10 protein-coding genes are annotated in these 17,151 nt (G+C 71.5%); 4 read left to right on the top strand and 6 right to left on the bottom strand.

Going from position 1 to position 17,151, the window contains the following annotated elements:
* Positions 1–87 precede the first annotated feature (87 nt).
* Both ACIHAA_RS03760 and ACIHAA_RS03755 read left to right on the top strand, forming a co-directional pair.
* Complete coding sequence (locus ACIHAA_RS03760) at positions 88–951, top strand: hypothetical protein (RefSeq protein ID WP_399812588.1); 864 nt, start codon at positions 88–90, stop codon at positions 949–951.
* A 326-nt stretch (positions 952–1,277) separates the two neighbouring features.
* On the top strand, positions 1,278–3,692 hold the full coding sequence (locus ACIHAA_RS03755) for a Tex family protein (protein WP_399812586.1): 2,415 nt from the start codon (positions 1,278–1,280) through the stop codon (positions 3,690–3,692).
* A gap of 136 nt (positions 3,693–3,828) precedes the next feature.
* On the opposite strand, the gene ACIHAA_RS03750 is transcribed toward ACIHAA_RS03755, so the two are convergent.
* The 3 genes from ACIHAA_RS03750 to ACIHAA_RS03740 form a co-directional block, all read right to left on the bottom strand.
* Entirely contained in the window at positions 3,829–4,383 is a 555-nt protein-coding gene (locus ACIHAA_RS03750; RefSeq protein ID WP_399812583.1) for a hypothetical protein, read from the bottom strand.
* Positions 4,384–4,954: 571 nt separating this feature from the next.
* Positions 4,955–6,595, bottom strand: a complete 1,641-nt coding sequence (locus tag ACIHAA_RS03745) for an ABC-F family ATP-binding cassette domain-containing protein (RefSeq protein ID WP_399812580.1) — start codon at positions 6,593–6,595, stop codon at positions 4,955–4,957.
* A gap of 674 nt (positions 6,596–7,269) precedes the next feature.
* Entirely contained in the window at positions 7,270–9,231 is a 1,962-nt protein-coding gene (locus ACIHAA_RS03740) for a Xaa-Pro dipeptidyl-peptidase (RefSeq protein ID WP_399812578.1), read from the bottom strand.
* 217 nt (positions 9,232–9,448) lie between these two features.
* On the opposite strand from ACIHAA_RS03740, the gene ACIHAA_RS03735 reads away from it, so the two are divergent.
* The gene (locus ACIHAA_RS03735; RefSeq protein ID WP_399812576.1) at positions 9,449–10,942 is read left to right on the top strand and encodes a M1 family metallopeptidase; all 1,494 of its coding nucleotides are present in this window, start codon (positions 9,449–9,451) and stop codon (positions 10,940–10,942) included.
* 79 nt (positions 10,943–11,021) lie between these two features.
* Here ACIHAA_RS03735 and ACIHAA_RS03730 read toward each other — a convergent pair whose 3' ends face one another.
* On the bottom strand, positions 11,022–12,488 hold the full coding sequence (locus ACIHAA_RS03730) for an amino acid permease (RefSeq protein ID WP_399812573.1): 1,467 nt from the start codon (positions 12,486–12,488) through the stop codon (positions 11,022–11,024).
* Positions 12,489–12,744: 256 nt separating this feature from the next.
* Here ACIHAA_RS03730 and ACIHAA_RS03725 point away from each other — a divergent pair, with 256 nt between their 5' ends.
* The gene (locus tag ACIHAA_RS03725) at positions 12,745–13,458 is read left to right on the top strand and encodes a MerR family transcriptional regulator (RefSeq protein WP_399812570.1); all 714 of its coding nucleotides are present in this window, start codon (positions 12,745–12,747) and stop codon (positions 13,456–13,458) included.
* Between the two features lie 114 nt (positions 13,459–13,572).
* On the opposite strand, the gene ACIHAA_RS03720 is transcribed toward ACIHAA_RS03725, so the two are convergent.
* Together ACIHAA_RS03720 and ACIHAA_RS03715 are read right to left on the bottom strand one after the other, a co-directional pair.
* Complete coding sequence (locus ACIHAA_RS03720; RefSeq protein WP_399812568.1) at positions 13,573–15,771, bottom strand: 3-hydroxyacyl-CoA dehydrogenase NAD-binding domain-containing protein; 2,199 nt, start codon at positions 15,769–15,771, stop codon at positions 13,573–13,575.
* 41 nt (positions 15,772–15,812) lie between these two features.
* Complete coding sequence (locus ACIHAA_RS03715; RefSeq protein WP_399812566.1) at positions 15,813–17,027, bottom strand: acetyl-CoA C-acetyltransferase; 1,215 nt, start codon at positions 17,025–17,027, stop codon at positions 15,813–15,815.
* Positions 17,028–17,151 lie beyond the last annotated feature (124 nt).

Below are 17,151 nucleotides of genomic sequence, written 5' to 3'. Positions count from 1 at the left end.
TGCTCACTCTGTGAGAGGAATAACCCGATTTTTCTGCTCCGACGCCTCGGCAGCATCGGTTTCCGACCGGTCAGTAGCCTTCGGGGCATGACGACATCACTTCCGGAGCGCGCCGTGCGGCGCTGCCACAATGTGATCAACCCCCTCCACGCGACGATCTACTTCTCACCGGATCTGCAACAGGAAATGACCGCCCTGGGGGTCGACAACCCGCGGGCCGCCTACTTCGCGAGCCGGTCCGCCGCCATGGGAGCCGTGGGCGCGGGCGTGGTGGCGGCGGCGTTCTACAACTTCTCCCCCGGCCTGGTGGCACGGCATGTGCCCGCCGTGTGGGAGACCGCGTCCCCCGAAGCGGTGCTCGCGGCCCGGCTGCGTGCCGTCGACACCACGCTGCGGCGGGTGCTCGGCGAGGAGGCACTGGCCGCCGGGGAGACGGCCGAGGCGGCCCGGCTGGCACTGCGCGCCACCGAGGCGTGCGCCCCGCACGCGCGCCCCCTGTACGCAGCGCACGCCGACCTGCCGGTGCCCGAGGAACCGCATCTGGCGCTCTGGCACGCGGCCACCCTGCTGCGCGAACACCGCGGGGACGGTCATCTCGCGGTGCTGCTGCGGGCGGAACTCGACCCGCTGGAGGCCCTGGTGACGCACAGTGCGACGGGCAAGGGCATGTCCCGGAAGTGGATCCTCGCCACCCGCGGCTGGAGCGAGGAGGAGCTGGACGCGGCCCGCGGGCGGCTGTGCGAGCGGGGACTGCTCGGCCCGGACGGCGAGTTGACCGAGGCGGGCACCGCGCTGCGCCGGGAGCTGGAGGAGGAGACCGACCGCCTGGACCGGGCCCCCTACGAGCACCTCGGCGCCGAGGGCGTCGGGCGCCTGATGGAGCTGGCGGGCGCCCTGCTGACGAGGGCCCAGGAGGCCGGTGCCTTCCCCCGGGACCTGATCTCGCGCTGAGTCCCGGGCCGCGCCCGGCGGACACGCCGAGGGGCGGCGCGGGGGACGGCCCGGGGGACGGTCCGCCGGGCGGGCGGCCGCCGCGGACCGGCCGAGCCGGGACGCCGCCCCGCAGGCCCGGCCGTTCCGGGCTCTGGCCAGGCCGTCCGGCCGGGCGGCGGCCCCGGGACGGCCGGGCGCGCGGCGCCCCCGACGTGCCTCCGTCCGGGGGCGGCGGGGGCCCGGGGACGCCCCGTGCCGTGTCCGGATCGCCGCCCTGACCCCCTGTTGTCGGTGCGACCTGCCACAATTGCCGCGCAACCCAGTGGAGAAGGCGGTACGGGATCGTGACGACACCCGGGTCCCTTGCAGTAGGGTCCATCGAAGGCAGGATCGCCGAAGAACTCGGCGTACGGGAGCGGCAGGTGAAGGCCGCGGTCGAGCTGCTCGACGGCGGCTCGACCGTGCCCTTCATCGCCCGCTACCGCAAGGAAGCGACCGAGATGCTCGACGACGCGCAACTGCGCACGCTCGAGGAACGGCTGCGCTATCTGCGGGAGCTGGAGGAGCGGCGCACGGCGATCCTGGAGTCGGTGCGCGAGCAGGGCAAGCTCACCGAGGAGCTCCAGGCGCAGATCCGGGGCGCGGAGACCAAGGCGCGCCTGGAGGACATCTATCTGCCGTACAAGCCCAAGCGGCGCACCAAGGCGCAGATCGCCCGCGAGGCCGGTCTGGAGCCGCTGGCCGAGGGTCTGCTCGGCGATCCGTCGGTGGAGCCGCTCGCGGCGGCCGCCGCGTTCGTCGACGCCGACAAGGGAGTGGCCGACCCCCAGGCCGCGCTGGACGGCGCGCGGGCGATCCTCACCGAGCGGTTCTCGGAGGACGCGGACCTGATCGGGGAGCTGCGCGAGCGGATGTGGGTGCGCGGGCGCCTGGCCGCCAAGGTGCGCGACGGCAAGGAGGAGGCCGGGGCCAAGTTCTCCGACTACTTCGACTTCACCGAGCCCTTCGCCGAGCTGCCCTCCCACCGCGTCCTCGCGATCCTGCGCGGCGAGAAGGAGGAGGTCCTCGACCTCGTCCTGGAGCCGGAGGAGCCCACGGACGGCCCCTCGTCGTACGAGCCGATCATCGCCGGCCGCTTCGGCATCGCCGAGCGGGGGCGCCCGGGCGACAAGTGGCTGACGGACACGGTCCGCTGGGCCTGGCGCACCCGCCTCCTGGTCCATCTCGGCATCGATCTGCGGCTGCGGCTGCGGACGGCCGCCGAGGACGAGGCGGTGGCGGTCTTCGCGGCGAACCTGCGCGACCTGCTGCTGGCGGCTCCCGCCGGTACGCGGGCGACGCTCGGTCTGGACCCCGGTTTCCGTACGGGTGTGAAGGTGGCCGTGGTCGACGCGACCGGCAAGGTCGTGGCGACGGACGTCATCCACCCGCACGTCCCGGCGAACAAGTGGGACGAGGCGATCGCCAAGCTGGCGCGTCTGGCCCGGGAGCACGCGGTCGAGCTGGTGGCGATCGGCAACGGCACGGCGTCCCGCGAGACCGACAAGCTGGCCGCCGAGCTGATCGGCAGGCACCCGGAGCTGGAGCTCACCAAGGTGATGGTCTCCGAGGCGGGCGCCTCGGTGTACTCGGCCTCGGCGTTCGCCTCCCAGGAACTGCCGGACATGGACGTGTCGCTGCGCGGGGCGGTCTCCATCGCACGCCGTCTCCAGGACCCGCTGGCCGAGCTGGTGAAGATCGACCCGAAGTCCATCGGTGTCGGCCAGTACCAGCACGACCTGTCCGAGGTGAAGCTGTCGCGCTCGCTGGACGCGGTGGTCGAGGACTGTGTGAACGGCGTGGGCGTGGACGTCAACACGGCGTCGGCGCCGCTGCTCTCCCGGGTCTCCGGCATCTCCTCGGGGCTCGCCGAGAACATCGTGGCGCACCGGGACTCCAACGGCCCCTTCACCTCCCGCTCCCAGCTGAAGAACGTGGCCAGGCTCGGCCCCAAGGCCTACGAGCAGTGCGCGGGCTTTCTGCGGATCCGGGGCGGCGACGACCCGCTGGACGCCTCCAGCGTGCACCCGGAGGCGTACCCGGTGGTCCGCCGGATGGTGAAGACCACGGGGCAGCAGGTCGCCTCGCTGGTCGGCAACACCGGTGTGCTGCGGTCGCTGAAGGCGTCCGAGTTCGTGGACGAGACCTTCGGTCTGCCGACCGTGAGCGACATCCTCAAGGAGCTGGAGAAGCCCGGGCGCGACCCGCGGCCCGCGTTCCGGACGGCCACCTTCAAGGAGGGCGTGGAGAAGCTCTCCGACCTGTCCTCGGGGATGGTCCTGGAGGGCGTGGTCACCAATGTCGCCGCCTTCGGCGCCTTTGTGGACATCGGCGTCCACCAGGACGGTCTGGTGCATGTCTCCGCGATGTCCAAGACCTTCGTCAAGGACCCGCGGGACGTGGTGAAGCCGGGCGACATCGTCAAGGTGAAGGTGCTGGACGTCGACATCCCGCGCAAGCGGATCTCGCTGACCCTGCGGCTGGACGACGAGGCCGCGGCGGAGAGCCCCCAGGGCGGCGGGGGCGGACGCCGGCAGCGCGGCGGGCGCCCCCCGCAGCAGCGGCAGAACCGCCAGGGCGGCGGCGCCTCCCGGCAGGGCGGGGGTGGTGCCTCCCGGCAGGGCGGCGGCTCACGTCAGGCTCCCCCGCCGGCCAACAGCGCGATGGCGGACGCCCTGCGCCGCGCGGGCCTGCTGAACGCCAAGGACGGCCGCCGCTGAGCCGCCCGGGTGCGGGCCCCCGCCAGGCGCGGGGGCCCGCACCCGTGACGTCCGGGGTGCCGACGGCTGGGGTCTTTCGTTTGGATCGGGCCGGATCAGCCCGGCATGATCCACACGAGAGGCCGACAACGGGTCTTTACAGACTCGCCGTTGCGCTGTACGCATCAGCGGTGAACTGCCCGTTCCCACTGCTGTCGAAGTATCCAAGAATCGCGCCCGATTTCCATTGGCCGGCCTCGTAGGGCGCCGTAACGGTCACATAGCACGATGTGCAGTTGTGTTTGGTCGCATTGTTCTGGCTGACGTTGGATCCGTAGAAGTACAGGGCGGTCCCGAACGACAGTGTGGCCGCGTTGCTGTTGCAGTAGGCCCAGACCGTGGATGTCACGCCGGCAGCGCCGTGGTACGGCTTGCCGGGGCTGACGGTGCAGGTGAGTACGGCGACGGAGGGTGCTGACCTGGTGACGGTCACTGTGCTTCCGCCCACCGTCATGGTCGCGCTGTTCTCGCCGGCCGGCACGCTGATGGTGGCCGCGTGGGCCGAGTGGGAGGCGGTGGGCGGAGCGGCCTGAGCGCCGGGGGCGCCGATCAGCGCGACAGCGGTCATCGAGGCCACGCCGAACAGGCAGCCCAATATTTTAGTGCGCATGCAACCTCGATCTGGAGAGGGGAGACTGAGCACGGTGGTCAACCGCCGCAGCGCAGCGCTTGATCAGTGATGAGCAGAGAACGGCCGAGCGCAACGTGTGCCGCTGAAGGCGCCTGCCGCAGGGCGAGCATCCCAAGGAAAAGAAGTTCGCGATCTTCACGGACCGACCGCGAGCTAGATTCTGCGGCATGGAGTCAGAGGCGTCCATGCCGCGCCGTGATATTTCAGGCCATTCTGTTTCCGGAAATGCTCACGACGGAGCCGTGAGCGCCGCGGTGACGACGGCAACGGCCCGCCGCCCCGATCCGTGCGGGTCCGCTCTCCGACGGGGCGGACGGACTATCCGGCGTACGGGACCCAGGGATGCGCGCCCACGTCGTCCCTGCCGTACCAGTAGTGCAGGACCAGTCAAGTTCCAGGTACCAGCGGGCTTCGACTGCCAGACGTGTCGCCCGCTCACGCAGTTCATCGGCTTCACTGGTCATGCGGCTCAGCCCTTCACGCGCCGATGCGTCCGTTTGAAGGGTCTGCCCTTCCACGGCTACGGCTGCCGTCGTGGCCACGCGGCCGACAATTACGCCCGCCCATAGCTTGATCATTTATCAGACAGGCCCTAGCGCTCCGTGACCTTGCCGTCCGCCACGTCCAGACGGCGGGTGAGCCGGACCGCGTCCAGCATCCGGCGGTCGTGGGTGACCAGCAGCAGCGTGCCCGTGTAGGAGTCCAGGGCCGCTTCCAGCTGCTCGATGGCCGGCAGGTCGAGGTGGTTGGTGGGCTCGTCCAGCACCAGCAGGTTGACCCCGCGGCCCTGGAGCAGGGCGAGGGCGGCCCTGGTGCGCTCTCCCGGGGAGAGGGTGGCCGCCGGGCGCAGCACATGGTCCGCCTTCAGGCCGAACTTGGCCAGCAGGGTGCGGACCTCGGCCGGTTCCGTCTCCGGGACGGCCGCGCAGAAGGCGTCCAGCAGGGTTTCCGAGCCATGGAAGAGGGCACGGGCCTGGTCGACCTCGCCGACCAGGACCCCCGGGCCCAGGGCGGCCTGGCCCGCATCCAGGGCGGTACGGCCCAGCAGCGCGCCGAGCAGGGTCGACTTGCCCGCTCCGTTCGCGCCCGTCACCGCCACCCGGTCCGCCCAGTCGATCTGCAACGACACCGGTCCGAAGGTGAAGTCCCCGCGCCGTACCTCGGCGTCCCGTAGCGTCGCCACGACCGCGCCCGAGCGGGGGGCCGACGCGATCTCCATGCGCAGCTCCCACTCCTTGCGGGGCTCCTCGACGACGTCCAGGCGCTCGATCATGCGCTGGGTCTGCCGGGCCTTGGCGGCCTGCTTCTCGCTGGCCTCGCTGCGGAACTTGCGGCCGATCTTGTCGTTGTCGTTGTTCGCCTTGCGGCGCGCGTTCTTCACTCCCTTGTCCATCCAGGAACGCTGCATCTGGGCCCGGTCCTGGAGGGCGGCCCGCTTGTCGGCGTACTCCTCGTACTCCTCGCGGGCGTGCCGCCGGGACCACTCGCGCTCGTCGAGATAGGCCTCGTAGCCGCCGCCGTAGAGGTTGATCTGCTGCTGCGCCAGGTCGAGTTCGAGGACCTTGGTGACCGTGCGGGTGAGGAACTCGCGGTCGTGGCTGACGACCACCGTCCCGGCTCGCAGTCCGGCGACGAAGCGCTCCAGGCGTTCCAGGCCGTCCAGGTCCAGGTCGTTGGTCGGCTCGTCGAGCAGGAAGACGTCGTAGCGCGAGAGCAGCAGGGAGGCGAGACCGGCGCGGGCCGCCTGGCCGCCGGACAGGGAGGTCATGGGCTGGTCCAGGCCGACGCCCAGTCCGAGGGAGCCGACCACCTCCTCGGCGCGCTCGTCGAGGTCCGCGCCGCCGAGGTCGAGCCAGCGCTCCAGGCTCACCGCGTAGGCGTCGTCGGCGCCGGGCGCTCCGTCGACGAGTCCCTGGGTGGCCTCGTCCATCAGCCGCTGGGCCTCGGCCACTCCGGTGCGGCGCGCCAGGAACTCCCGGACGCTCTCCCCCGGCCTGCGGTCGGGCTCCTGCGGGAGGTGGCCGATCGTGGCGGTCGGCGGGGACAGGCGCAGTTCGCCCCGCTCGGGGGCGGCGAGTCCGGCGAGCAGCCGCAGCAGCGTGGACTTGCCCGCGCCGTTGGCGCCGACGAGTCCGATCACATCGCCGGGCGCGACGACGAGGTCCAGTCCGGAGAACAGGGAGCGGTCGCCGTGGCCGGCGGCGAGGTCCTTGGCGACGAGGGTGGCAGTCATCAGACCGCCGATCCTAGCGAGCGCGCCCGGCTGCTCCCAACGCGAAAGCCCCGCTGGGCCCCGGTGCGCGGGGGCCGTACGGATCGCCGCGGTGCGCCGCGGTGCGCCGCGCCCCGGCGGTGGCGCGACGGGCGGCAGCGCCGGGGCGCCTCCCGGGGCGTGTCCCGGCGCGGGGGTCGAGGCGCGTCCCGGGGCGCGTCCCGGCGCGGGGGCCGGGAGGCGGGGGGAAGCACGGCGGCCGGACCGGCGGGCGAGCCGGACCGGCGGGCACGTGTGCCCGGCCCACCGGCCGGACCGTGTGCCCGGTCCTCCCGCGGGCGTCGGGATCCGGCCCTCTCCGGGCGTCTGAGCCCGAACGTCAGCGGGCCTGGGGGCCCGGACGTCAGCAGGCGCCAGGGGCCGGGGCTCACCGGCCGTCGGGGCCCGGACGCCACCGGGCGTCGTATCCCGGCCGCCCGCGGGGGGCCGGGATACGGACGTCAGCGGGCGCCGAGGGCCCGGGGCTCACCGCCCGTCGAGGCCCGGACGCCAGCGGGCGTTGGGGCCCGAATGTTCAGCGAGCTTTTGGGCCCGGACGTCAGCAGATGCCAGGGCCCGGCCCTCACCGGCCGTCGAGGCCCGGACGCCAGCGGGCGTCAGGGCCCCGACGTTCAGCGGCGTCGGGGCCCCGTCGTTCAGTGGGTGTCGCCCGGGATGCGGTGGGCGGTGGCCGCCGGGGCTCGCACTGTGGCGGCCGTGGGCGCGGTGGGTGTGGGGGTCGGGGTGGCCGTCAGGGCGCGGTTGAAGGCGGTCGCGCCGCCCACGAGTGGCAGCCGGGCCGCCGTACGGGACAGGTCGACGGTCAGCGTCGGGGTGGTCGACGCGGGGTCGATGAGGTCCTTGTCGGTGCCCGCGACGATCAGCGCGAGCCGGTGGCCCTTCGGCACCACATGATCGGTGGCGGCCAGGTCGAGCGTGATCGGGTAGGCGCGGCCCGGGGTCAGCGGAACGTCCTTGCGGAGCGAGGCGTAGTGCCCGAGGTCGGCCCAGCCGCGGCTGAAGACCGTGGCGGTGACATCGGCCCTGGTGGCCGCGGTGGTCCGGAAGCAGGCGCTGTCGCCCGAGGTGCTGGCGCCCCAGCAGGTGCGGTCGGTGAGGGTGGTGATGCCCTCGCCGTCGTCGCCGTAGTCGCGGATGGTGTCGGGGCCGAGGTCGACCAGCACGGCGGAGAGGTGGGCCGTGGCGGTGGTCGGTGTGACGGTGACGGTCACCGTGGAGGAGCCGGACACCCGCAGGTCACGGGAGAGCGGCGGGGTGAGGAACCCGGCCTTGCCCGCGGTGGGCTCGTCCGCGTGTGCCGCCCAGTCGGTCTCGCTCAGCCCCGGGTCGTCGGTGAAGGTCTCGGTGCCGGTGCCGCGGTGCAGACCGAGGGTGCCGACACCGGCCCGGGCGCCCTGGGCGGGCCGGAGGGTGGTGGCGGCGGTGGTCCGGGGCGGCCAGAGGGCGGAGGTGGTCCACTGGTCGGGGTGGCGCTCGATGTCGGCCATGGGCTCGCGGTCGATGCCGTTGTCGTAGCCGAGGAGTTCGTGGTCGAACCAGCGGTGCAGGGTGTCCACCCAGGCCGCGCGCCGGAAGTCGAAGGGGTCGACATGGCCGGTCTGGGAGAGCCAGATCTTGCGGTGGACGCCGTTCCGGGCGAGCGCCGACCACCACTGGCCGAAGTTCTTGGTGCGCACATTGAGGTCCTGCATGCCGTGGACCAGGAAGACGCTGGCGCGGACCTTGCTCGCGTCCTTGACGTAGTCGCGTTCGGTCCACAGCGGTGTCCAGTCGCCGGTGCGGGGTGCCCCGTCGACGAGCCGCTTCTGCACGGCGGCGCACTTGGCCAGGGCGGCGGGGCTGTCGACGTACTGCGAGAGCCAGTCGGGGCCGGAGTCGTAGAGCGGGGCGCCCTGGGCGAAGTAGTAGTCGTACCAGGAGGAGATGGCGCTGATCGGCACGATGGTCTTCAGGCCCCGGACGCCGGTGGCGGCGACTCCGTTGGCGATGGTGCCGTCCCAGCTCTTGCCGATCATGCCGGTGCGTCCATTGGTCCAGGTGGCCCGGGCGGGGGTGGTGCCGGTGCGGGTGGTGTAGCCCTTGGCCCGGCCGTTCAGCCAGTCGATGACGGCTTTGGCCGACTGGACGTCGGAGCGGCCGCCGACGTCCACGCAGCCGTCGGAGCGATTGGTTCCGGCCAGGTCGACGCCGACGAAGGCATAGCCGCGGGGCACGAAGTAGTTGTCGTAGAAGAGCGGCATCTGGACCACATGGCCGCTTGCGTCATAGGTCTTGACCTGGTTCTCGTTGCCCCGCCCGCAGCAGGAGTAGTACGGGCTGGCGTCCATGATCACGGGGATGCGGCGGCCCTGCGCGGCGGGTTCGCTGGGGCGCACGATGTCGGCGGCGACCCGGTCGGTCCGTCCGTCGCCGTCGGCGTCGAGGCCGGTGTCCACCCAGACGGATTCGCGGATGGCGTGCTCGTACGAGTAGACGGGTGTGCTCTCCCGGGGTGCGGCCTGGGCGGCCGGTGGGGCGAGGAAGACGGCCAGCAGGGCGGCCACGGCCGCCGTCGCGAGCGTTCTCCAGAGGGTCGTGAGGTGTGTGCGTTTCGGCATGCGCGGACGGTACAGCGGACAACTCCCGTACAGAAGGGGGCTTTTGGCGAACGCGCGGGGCGCGGGGGAGGTGATGGCCGGGATTGGCCGGGGGGACGGCCGTGCGGATGACGGCCGGATGGCGATCGTGTGACAGCCGGTGCCATGGACATGCCTGGGCGCACAGGGAGTGAATAGGCTCCGAACAGATCACGTGCCCCTACGACTTGGAGCTCTCGTGTACCGCAGACTCATCGCACCGGGCGCACTCGCGGCGGCCTCCCTGCTGCTGGCGGTCCCGGCCTCGGCGGCCGGTTTCCAGCCCGGTGCCCCGGGGATCGGCGACCCCTACTACCCGTACTACGGCAACGGCGGATACGACGTCTCCCACTACGACCTGCGGCTGAAGTACCAGCCGCAGTCGGACGAGCTGGAGGGCACGGCGACGATCCTCGCGCGGACGACCCAGGATCTGTCCCGGTTCGACCTGGACTTCCTGCTCGATGTCAGCGAGGTGCGGGTGAACGGCGCGAAGGCGTCCTTCACCACCTCCGGCCAGCAGGAACTGGTGATCACCCCGGCTGCCCCGCTGCCGAAGGGCACCCCCCTCACCGTCGTGGTCCGCTACCACGGGGTGCCGTCGACGAAGAGCGCCTATGGCTTCACCGCCTGGCACCGCACCCCGGACGGTGCCGTCGCGGCCGACGAGCCCGAGTCGGCGTGGTGGTGGTTCCCGAGCAACGATCACCCCAGTGACAAGGCGACCTACGACGTCTCGGTGGCCGTGCCCGACGGCACCCAGGCGATCTCCAACGGCACGCTCCAGTCGACCGGCTCCCAGCTCGGCTGGACCCGCTACAACTGGCGGTCCGCCAAGCCGCAGGCGACCTATCTGGCCACCCTGGCGGTCGGGAAGTTCGACATCACCACCGGGAAGACCTCGGCGGGCGTCCCGGTGATCAACGCGTACAGCAAGGACCTCGGCGACAACGACGGAGCCGCGCGGGCCAGCGTGGAGCGGACCGGGGAGATCGTCGACTGGCTGACCGGCTATCTGGGCCCCTACCCCTTCGAATCGGTCGGCGGCTATGTGCCGAACACGACGACCGGGTACGCGCTGGAGACGCAGACCCGGGTCTACTACAGCCCCAAGCAGTTCGCGAACGGCGCGAACACCTCGGTCGTCGTCCATGAGCTGGCGCACCAGTGGTACGGCGACGACGTGTCCCTCAAGGGCTGGAAGGACATCTGGATCAACGAGGGCTTCGCCCGGTACGCGCAGTGGCTGTGGTCCGAGCACGAGGGCGAGGGAACGGCCCAGCAGCTGGCGGACTACGTCTACGCCTCGCATCCGGCCGACGACGCCTTCTGGACGGTCAAGCCGGGTGACCCGGGGCCGGACGACCAGTTCGACATCGCGGTCTACGACCGGGGCGCGCTCGCCGTGCAGGCGCTGCGCAACGCGGTCGGGGACGACGCGTTCTTCGCCATCCTGAAGGGCTGGCCGAAGGACCACGCCTACGGCAACGCGTCGGTCGCCGACTTCCAGACCTACGCGGAGAAGGTGTCCGGCAAGCCGCTGGCCGGGCTCTTCGACACCTGGCTGTTCCAGCCGTCCAAGCCCGCCGCGTCCGCGGCCCGGGGCGCGGCCGTCGCGAGGACGCAGGCCGCTCCGGTCCGGCCGAAGTCCTGGACGAAGATCGAGGCGACGAACGACGTGCACGGGCGCTGACCCGGGCACGCGGAAGGCCCGGGGCGCCGTGCCCCGGGCCTTCCGCCGGACCGCTGTTTCGCTACTTCGCTACATCGCGCTACTTCGACAGGTCGGTCAGTTCCTGGTCGGCGATCGTGTCCCTCCGGCGGCGCAGCGCGAACCAGCCGCCGACGAGCAGTACGGCCACCACCGGGATCAGCAGCAGCGTCTTGCGGCCGACCTCGGCGTCGTCCCACATCAGACCCAGGACGGCGATCAGGAAGGCCACGGTGACGATCTCGGTCACGGGGCTGCCCCACAGCTTGAAGGACGGCCGGGTGAGCAGGCCCTCCTTGGCGCGGCGGACGAAGATCAGGTGGCAGATCATGATGATCACCCAGGTGCTGATGATGCCGAGGGAGGCCACGTTCAGCACGATCTCGAAGGCCTGGCTCGGCACCAGGTAGTTCAGGCCGACACCGAGGACGCAGACCGCACAGGTGAGCATGATGCCGCCGTACGGGACCTGGCTGCGGTTCATCCGCGCGGTGAAGCGGGGCGCCGAACCGGCCATGGCCATGGAGCGCAGGATGCGGCCGGTGGAGTAGAGGCCGGAGTTCAGGGAGGACATGGCGGCGGTCAGCACCACCAGGTTCATCACATCGCCGGCGCCCTGGATGCCGATCTTGGAGAGCACGGTGACGAAGGGGCTCTGGTCGCCGGAGTAGACGGAGCTCGGCAGCAGCAGCGTGAGCAGGACGACCGAGCCGACGTAGAAGAGGCCCACCCGCCACATGATCGAGTTCACCGCGCGCGGGACGATCTTCTCCGGCTCGGCGGTCTCACCTGCGGCGACACCGACCAGCTCAAGTGCCGCGTAGGCGAAGATCACGCCCTGCATCACCAGGACGACGGGCATCATGCCGTGCGGGAAGAAGCCGCCGTGGTCGTTGATGACGCTCAGGCCCGGGGTCTGGCCGCCGACCTTGTGCTGGGTGGCCAGCAGGAAGATGCCGACGAGCATGAAGCTCACCAGGGTCGCGACCTTGATGATCGCGAACCAGAACTCCATCTCGCCGAAGATCTTCACCGAGATCAGGTTCACGGCCAGCACGACCGCGAGGGCGATCAGGGCGAGCACCCACTGCGGGATGGAGGTGAAGAAGCTCCAGTAGTGGGTGTAGAGCGCGATGGCGGTGATGTCGGCGATACCGGTTGTCGACCAGTTGAGGAAGTACATCCACCCGGCGACATAGGCGCCCTTCTCGCCCAGGAACTCACGCGCGTACGACACGAAGGACCCGGAGGACGGCCGGTAGAGCACCAGCTCACCGAGGGCACGGACGACAAAGAAGGCGAAGACGCCGCAGACCAGGTAGGCCAGCGCGAGGGCGGGCCCCGCGTTGTGCAGTCGGCCGCCGGCCCCCAGGAAGAGACCGGTACCGATGGCACCGCCGATCGCGATCATGTTCACGTGGCGGGGCTTGAGGTCCTTGCTGTAGCCGGCATCGCCCGCGTCCGCGGGCGTCCGGGCCACATCCGCAGGGGATGCAACCGCGGCCGTATTCACGGCGTCCTTGCTCACGAATGGATCTACTCTCTGGTCAGCCCGGCGCAGAGAAGATGCGCGGGTGTCCGGATGGGGCACGGCCCGGGCCACCGCTGACGCGGCACAGACCAAGGCGCCACTTTCCCCCGTGGATCACCTCATATGCGATGGCGTACGTCACATAGCGGTTCTTCTCACATGATCGCCACATTCCCGTCGCCCGTTCGTCACAGGGCCGTGCCGCCTTCGATTCCGGTGTCACAGCGGTGGTGGGACAGCGATACTGCTGCACATGACGACCGAGACCGAGGAGCCGTCCCTCACCGTCGACGAGCTGGCCGCGCGTGCGGGGGTCACGGTCCGCACCGTCCGCTTCTACAGCGCCAAGGGGCTGCTGCCGCCGCCCGTGATCGGCCCCCGGCGGGTGGGCCGCTACGGGCAGACGCATCTGGCCCGGCTGGCGCTCATCGAGGAGCTTCAGCGCCAGGGCATGACGCTGGCCGCGATCGAGCGGCACCTCGGCCGTCTGCCGGCCGACCTGAGCGCGCGGGACCTCGCCATTCACCGGGCCGTGGTGGCCTCCTGGGCGCCGGACACGGTCGCCGTGCTGACCCGCGAGGAGCTGGAGCGGCGGGCGGGGCGGCCGCTCGGCGAGGAGGAGCTCCAGCGGCTGGCGGCGATGAACGTGGCCGTCCCGGACGACGGCGGCCACCGCGTCGATCCGGGGCTGCTGGGGCTCGGCGTCGAGCTGCTCGACGTGCCCCTCGGCCTGGACACGGTCCTCGCCGCCCGGAGTGTGCTGATCGAGCACTCGCGGGCGGCGGCGCGGGAACTGTCGTCACTGCTGCGGGACGCGGTCGCCGAGCGCGACTCCACCGAGGTGAAGTCGCTCTCGGCCCATATGCAGCCCCTGGTGGTGCAGGCCCTGCTCACCACGTTCCAGCGGTCCCTGCGGGAGGAGCTGCGGGAGTGGCTGGGGGACGAGGAGGCTCCGCGGGGGCCCTGACCGCGGGCCCGGACTCCCGGCAGACGAGACCCGCAGGCGGGCGGGACCGGCGGCGGGTCGGACCGGCGGGCGGGGCCGGCGTGGTGGCCGGTCCCGCCCCCGGGCGGTGCCGGTTCAGCGTGCGTCGGTGAAGTGCTCGCCGCGCTCCGCCTTCTGCACCAGCAGCGCGGGCGGCGTGAACCGCTCGCCGTAGCGCTCGGCGAGCTGCCGGGCGCGGGCCACGAAGCCGGACGGGCCGTTGCCGGTCTCGGCGGTGCCCTGGTAGCCGTTGATGTACTGGAGGACACCTCCGGTCCAGCCCGGGAAGCCGATTCCGAAGATCGAGCCGATGTTGGCGTCGGCCACGGAGGTGAGTACGCCCTCCTCAAGGAGCCGGACCGTGTCCAGCGCCTCGGAGAACAGCATCCGCTCCTTCATGTCCTCGAAGGGGATGGTGTGTCCCGGCCGGGTGAAGTGCTCGCGCAGGCCCGGCCACAGCAGGCCGCGCCCGCCGTCCTCACCGTACTCGTAGAAGCCCGCTCCGCCGCTGCGGCCCGGGCGCCCGAACTCGTCGACCATGCGGTCGATGACGGCCTCGGCCGGATGCGGGGTCCAGGTGCCGCCCGCCTCCTCGACGGCGCGCCGGGACTCGTTGCGGATCCTGCGCGGCAGGGTGAGCGTCAGCTCGTCCATCAGGGACAGCACCCGGGCCGGGTAGCCCGCCTGGGCGGCCGCCTGCTCCACGGAGGCGGGTTCGAGGCCCTCCCCGACCATCGCGACGCCCTCGTTGATGAACTGGCCGATGACCCGGGAGGTGAAGAACCCGCGCGAGTCATGGACCACGATCGGCGTCTTGTTGATCTGCCGCACCAGGTCGAAGGCGCGCCCGAGGGCCTCCTCGCCGGTGCGCTCGCCCTTGATGATCTCGACGAGCGGCATCTTGTCGACGGGTGAGAAGAAGTGCAGCCCGATGAAGTCGGACTGCCGCTCCACACCCTCGGCGAGCAGGGTGATCGGCAGGGTGGAGGTGTTGGAGCACAGCAGCGCGTCCGGCTCGACGAGGTGCTCGATCTCCTCGAACACCTTGTGCTTGAGCGCCGGGTCCTCGAACACGGCCTCGATGACGGCGTCGCAGCCACGGAGGTCGGCGGCCTCGGCGGTGGGCGTGATCCGGGCGAGCAGCGCGTCCGCCTTCTCCCGGGTCGTACGCCCCTTGGCGACGGCCTTGGCGCACAGCTTCTCCGAGTAGCCCTTGCCCCGGGCGGCGGCCTCGGCGGAGACGTCCTTGAGGACGACCTCGATGCCCGCGCGGGCGCAGGAGTAGGCGATGCCCGCGCCCATCATCCCGGCGCCGAGCACGGCCACCTTGCGGACCTTGCGGGGTTCGATGCCCTGGGGGCGGTTGGCGCCGGAGTTCACCGCCTGGAGGTCGAAGAAGAACGCCTGGATCATGTTCTTCGCGGTCTGCCCGGTGACCAGTTCGGCGAAGTAGCGCGCCTCGATGGTCTGGGCGGTCTCGAAGTCGACCTGGGAGCCCTCGACGGCCGCCGCGAGGATGTTGCGCGGCGCCGGGTAGGGGGCGCCGTTCAGCTGCTTGCGCAGACTGGCGGGGAAGGCGGGCAGGTTGGCGGCGAACTTGGGGTTGGACGGCGTGCCGCCCGGGATCCGGTGGCCCGGCAAGTCCCACGGCTGCTGCGACTCGGGGTGGGCGTCGATGAAGGCGCGCGCCTTGTCGAGCATCTCCTCGGGGGTGGCGGCCACCTCGTGGACGAGGCCGTTGTCCAGTGCGCGCCGGGGCGTGTACTGGGTGCCCTGGAGCAGCACCTTCAGCAGGGCGTCGGCGATGCCCATCAGGCGTACGGTGCGCGTGACACCGCCGCCCCCCGGCAGCAGGCCGAGGGTGACCTCCGGAAGGCCGATCTTGGATCCGGGGGCGTCCAGGGCGATCCGGTGGTGCGAGGCGAGCGCGATCTCGTAGCCGCCGCCGAGGGCGGAGCCGTTGATGGCCGCGACGACCGGCTTGCCGAGGGTCTCGATCCGGCGCAGCGAGTTCTTGATCGCCAGGCCGGCCTCGAAGACCTGCTGGGCGTCCTCGGGACCGGCCTTGATCATGTCCTTGAGGTCGCCGCCCGCGAAGAAGGTCTTCTTGGCGGAGGTGTAGATGATGCCGCGGATGGAGTCCTTCTCGGCCTCGGCGCGCTCGGCGACCGCCGCGAGGGACTCCTTGAACGCCTGGTTCATGGTGTTCGCGGACTGGTTCGGGTCGTCGAGGACGAGGGTGACGACGCCGGTGGCGTCCTGCTCCCAGCGGATGGTGGTGGGCTCAAGCTTCATCAGGGGTGCTCCGTACGATCCGTTCGATCCGTTGGGGGAGGTCAGACGCGTTCGACGACGGTGGCGACGCCCATGCCGCCGCCCACGCACAGCGTGGCCAGCCCGTACCGCTTGTCCTGCCGCTCCAGCTCGTCCACCAGGGTGCCGAGGATCATGGCGCCGGTCGCGCCGAGCGGGTGGCCGAGGGCGATGGCGCCGCCGTTGACGTTGATCTTGTCCAGGGGCAGGCCCATGTCCTTGGCGAAGCGCAGGACGACCGCGGCGAAGGCCTCGTTGATCTCGACCAGGTCGATGTCGTCGATGGTCAGTCCTGCCTTGGCGAGGGCCTTGCGGGTGGCGGGCGCGGGGCCGGTCAGCATGATCGTCGGCTCGGAGCCGGAGACCGCGGCGGAGACGATCCGGGCCCGGGGGCGCAGTCCGTACCGCTCGCCGGTCTCCTTGGAGCCGATGGCGACGAGTGCGGCGCCGTCGACGATGCCGGAGGAGTTGCCCGCGTGGTGGACGTGGTCGATCTGCTCGATCCAGTGGTACTTCTGGAGCGCCACCGCGTCGAAGCCGCCGAGTTCGCCGATGTCCGCGAACGAGGGCTTGAGCCGGGCGAGGGAGTCGGCGGTGGTGCCCGGCCGCAGGTGCTCGTCGCGGTCGAGGACGACCAGTCCGCTGCGGTCGCGCACGGGGACCACGGACCGGTCGAAGCGGCCGTCCTTCCAGGCGGCCGCGGCACGTTCCTGGGACAGTGCGGCGTAGTCGTCGACGTCCCGCCGGGAGAAGCCCTCGATGGTGGCGATCAGGTCGGCGCCGATGCCCTGGGGCACGAAGTCGGTGGCGAGGTTGGTCATCGGGTCGGCGAACCAGGCGCCGCCGTCCGAGGCCATCGGCACCCGGGACATCGACTCGACGCCGCCCGCGAGGACGAGGTCCTCCCAGCCCGAACGGACCTTGGCGGCGGCCAGGTTGACGGCTTCCAGACCGGACGCGCAGAAGCGGTTCTCCTGGACTCCGGCCACCGTGTCGGGCAGGCCCGCGGCGATGGCGGCGATCCGGGCGATGTCGGAGCCCTGGTCGCCGACCGGGCTGACGACGCCGAGCACGATGTCGTCGATCGCGGCCGGGTCGAGGTCCGGGAAGCGGGTGCGGATCTCGTGGATCAGTCCCACCACCAGGTCGATGGGCTTGGTGCCGTGCAGGGCGCCATTGGCCTTGCCGCGTCCGCGGGGGGTGCGGATCGCGTCGTACACATACGCTTCGGTGCTCACTGATAAGCCTTTCGGGAGGGTCGGCCGAGCGTGGGACGACCGGGGATCCTCTGCATGATCCCGGTGGTCCGGTCGTGCGGGGTCGGGGTACGGCCGCCGGTGCGGGGGGCCGCGGCGGGGTGCC

The organism is Streptomyces sp. NPDC052040, from assembly GCF_044548405.1.
In the GTDB taxonomy this organism is placed as follows: domain Bacteria; phylum Actinomycetota; class Actinomycetes; order Streptomycetales; family Streptomycetaceae; genus Streptomyces.
This window is presented reverse-complemented; position numbering and strand designations above follow the sequence as displayed.

Excerpts from the sequence above, each read along its gene's own strand:
- ACIHAA_RS03760 (WP_399812588.1), top strand. The coding sequence starts at position 88 with ATGACGACATCACTTCCGGAGCGCGCCGTGCGGCGCTGCCACAATGTG.
- ACIHAA_RS03745 (WP_399812580.1), bottom strand. The coding sequence starts at position 6,595 with ATGACTGCCACCCTCGTCGCCAAGGACCTCGCCGCCGGCCACGGCGAC.
- ACIHAA_RS03740 (WP_399812578.1), bottom strand. The coding sequence starts at position 9,231 with ATGCCGAAACGCACACACCTCACGACCCTCTGGAGAACGCTCGCGACG.
- ACIHAA_RS03725 (WP_399812570.1), top strand. The coding sequence starts at position 12,745 with ATGACGACCGAGACCGAGGAGCCGTCCCTCACCGTCGACGAGCTGGCC.
- ACIHAA_RS03720 (WP_399812568.1), bottom strand. The coding sequence starts at position 15,771 with ATGAAGCTTGAGCCCACCACCATCCGCTGGGAGCAGGACGCCACCGGC.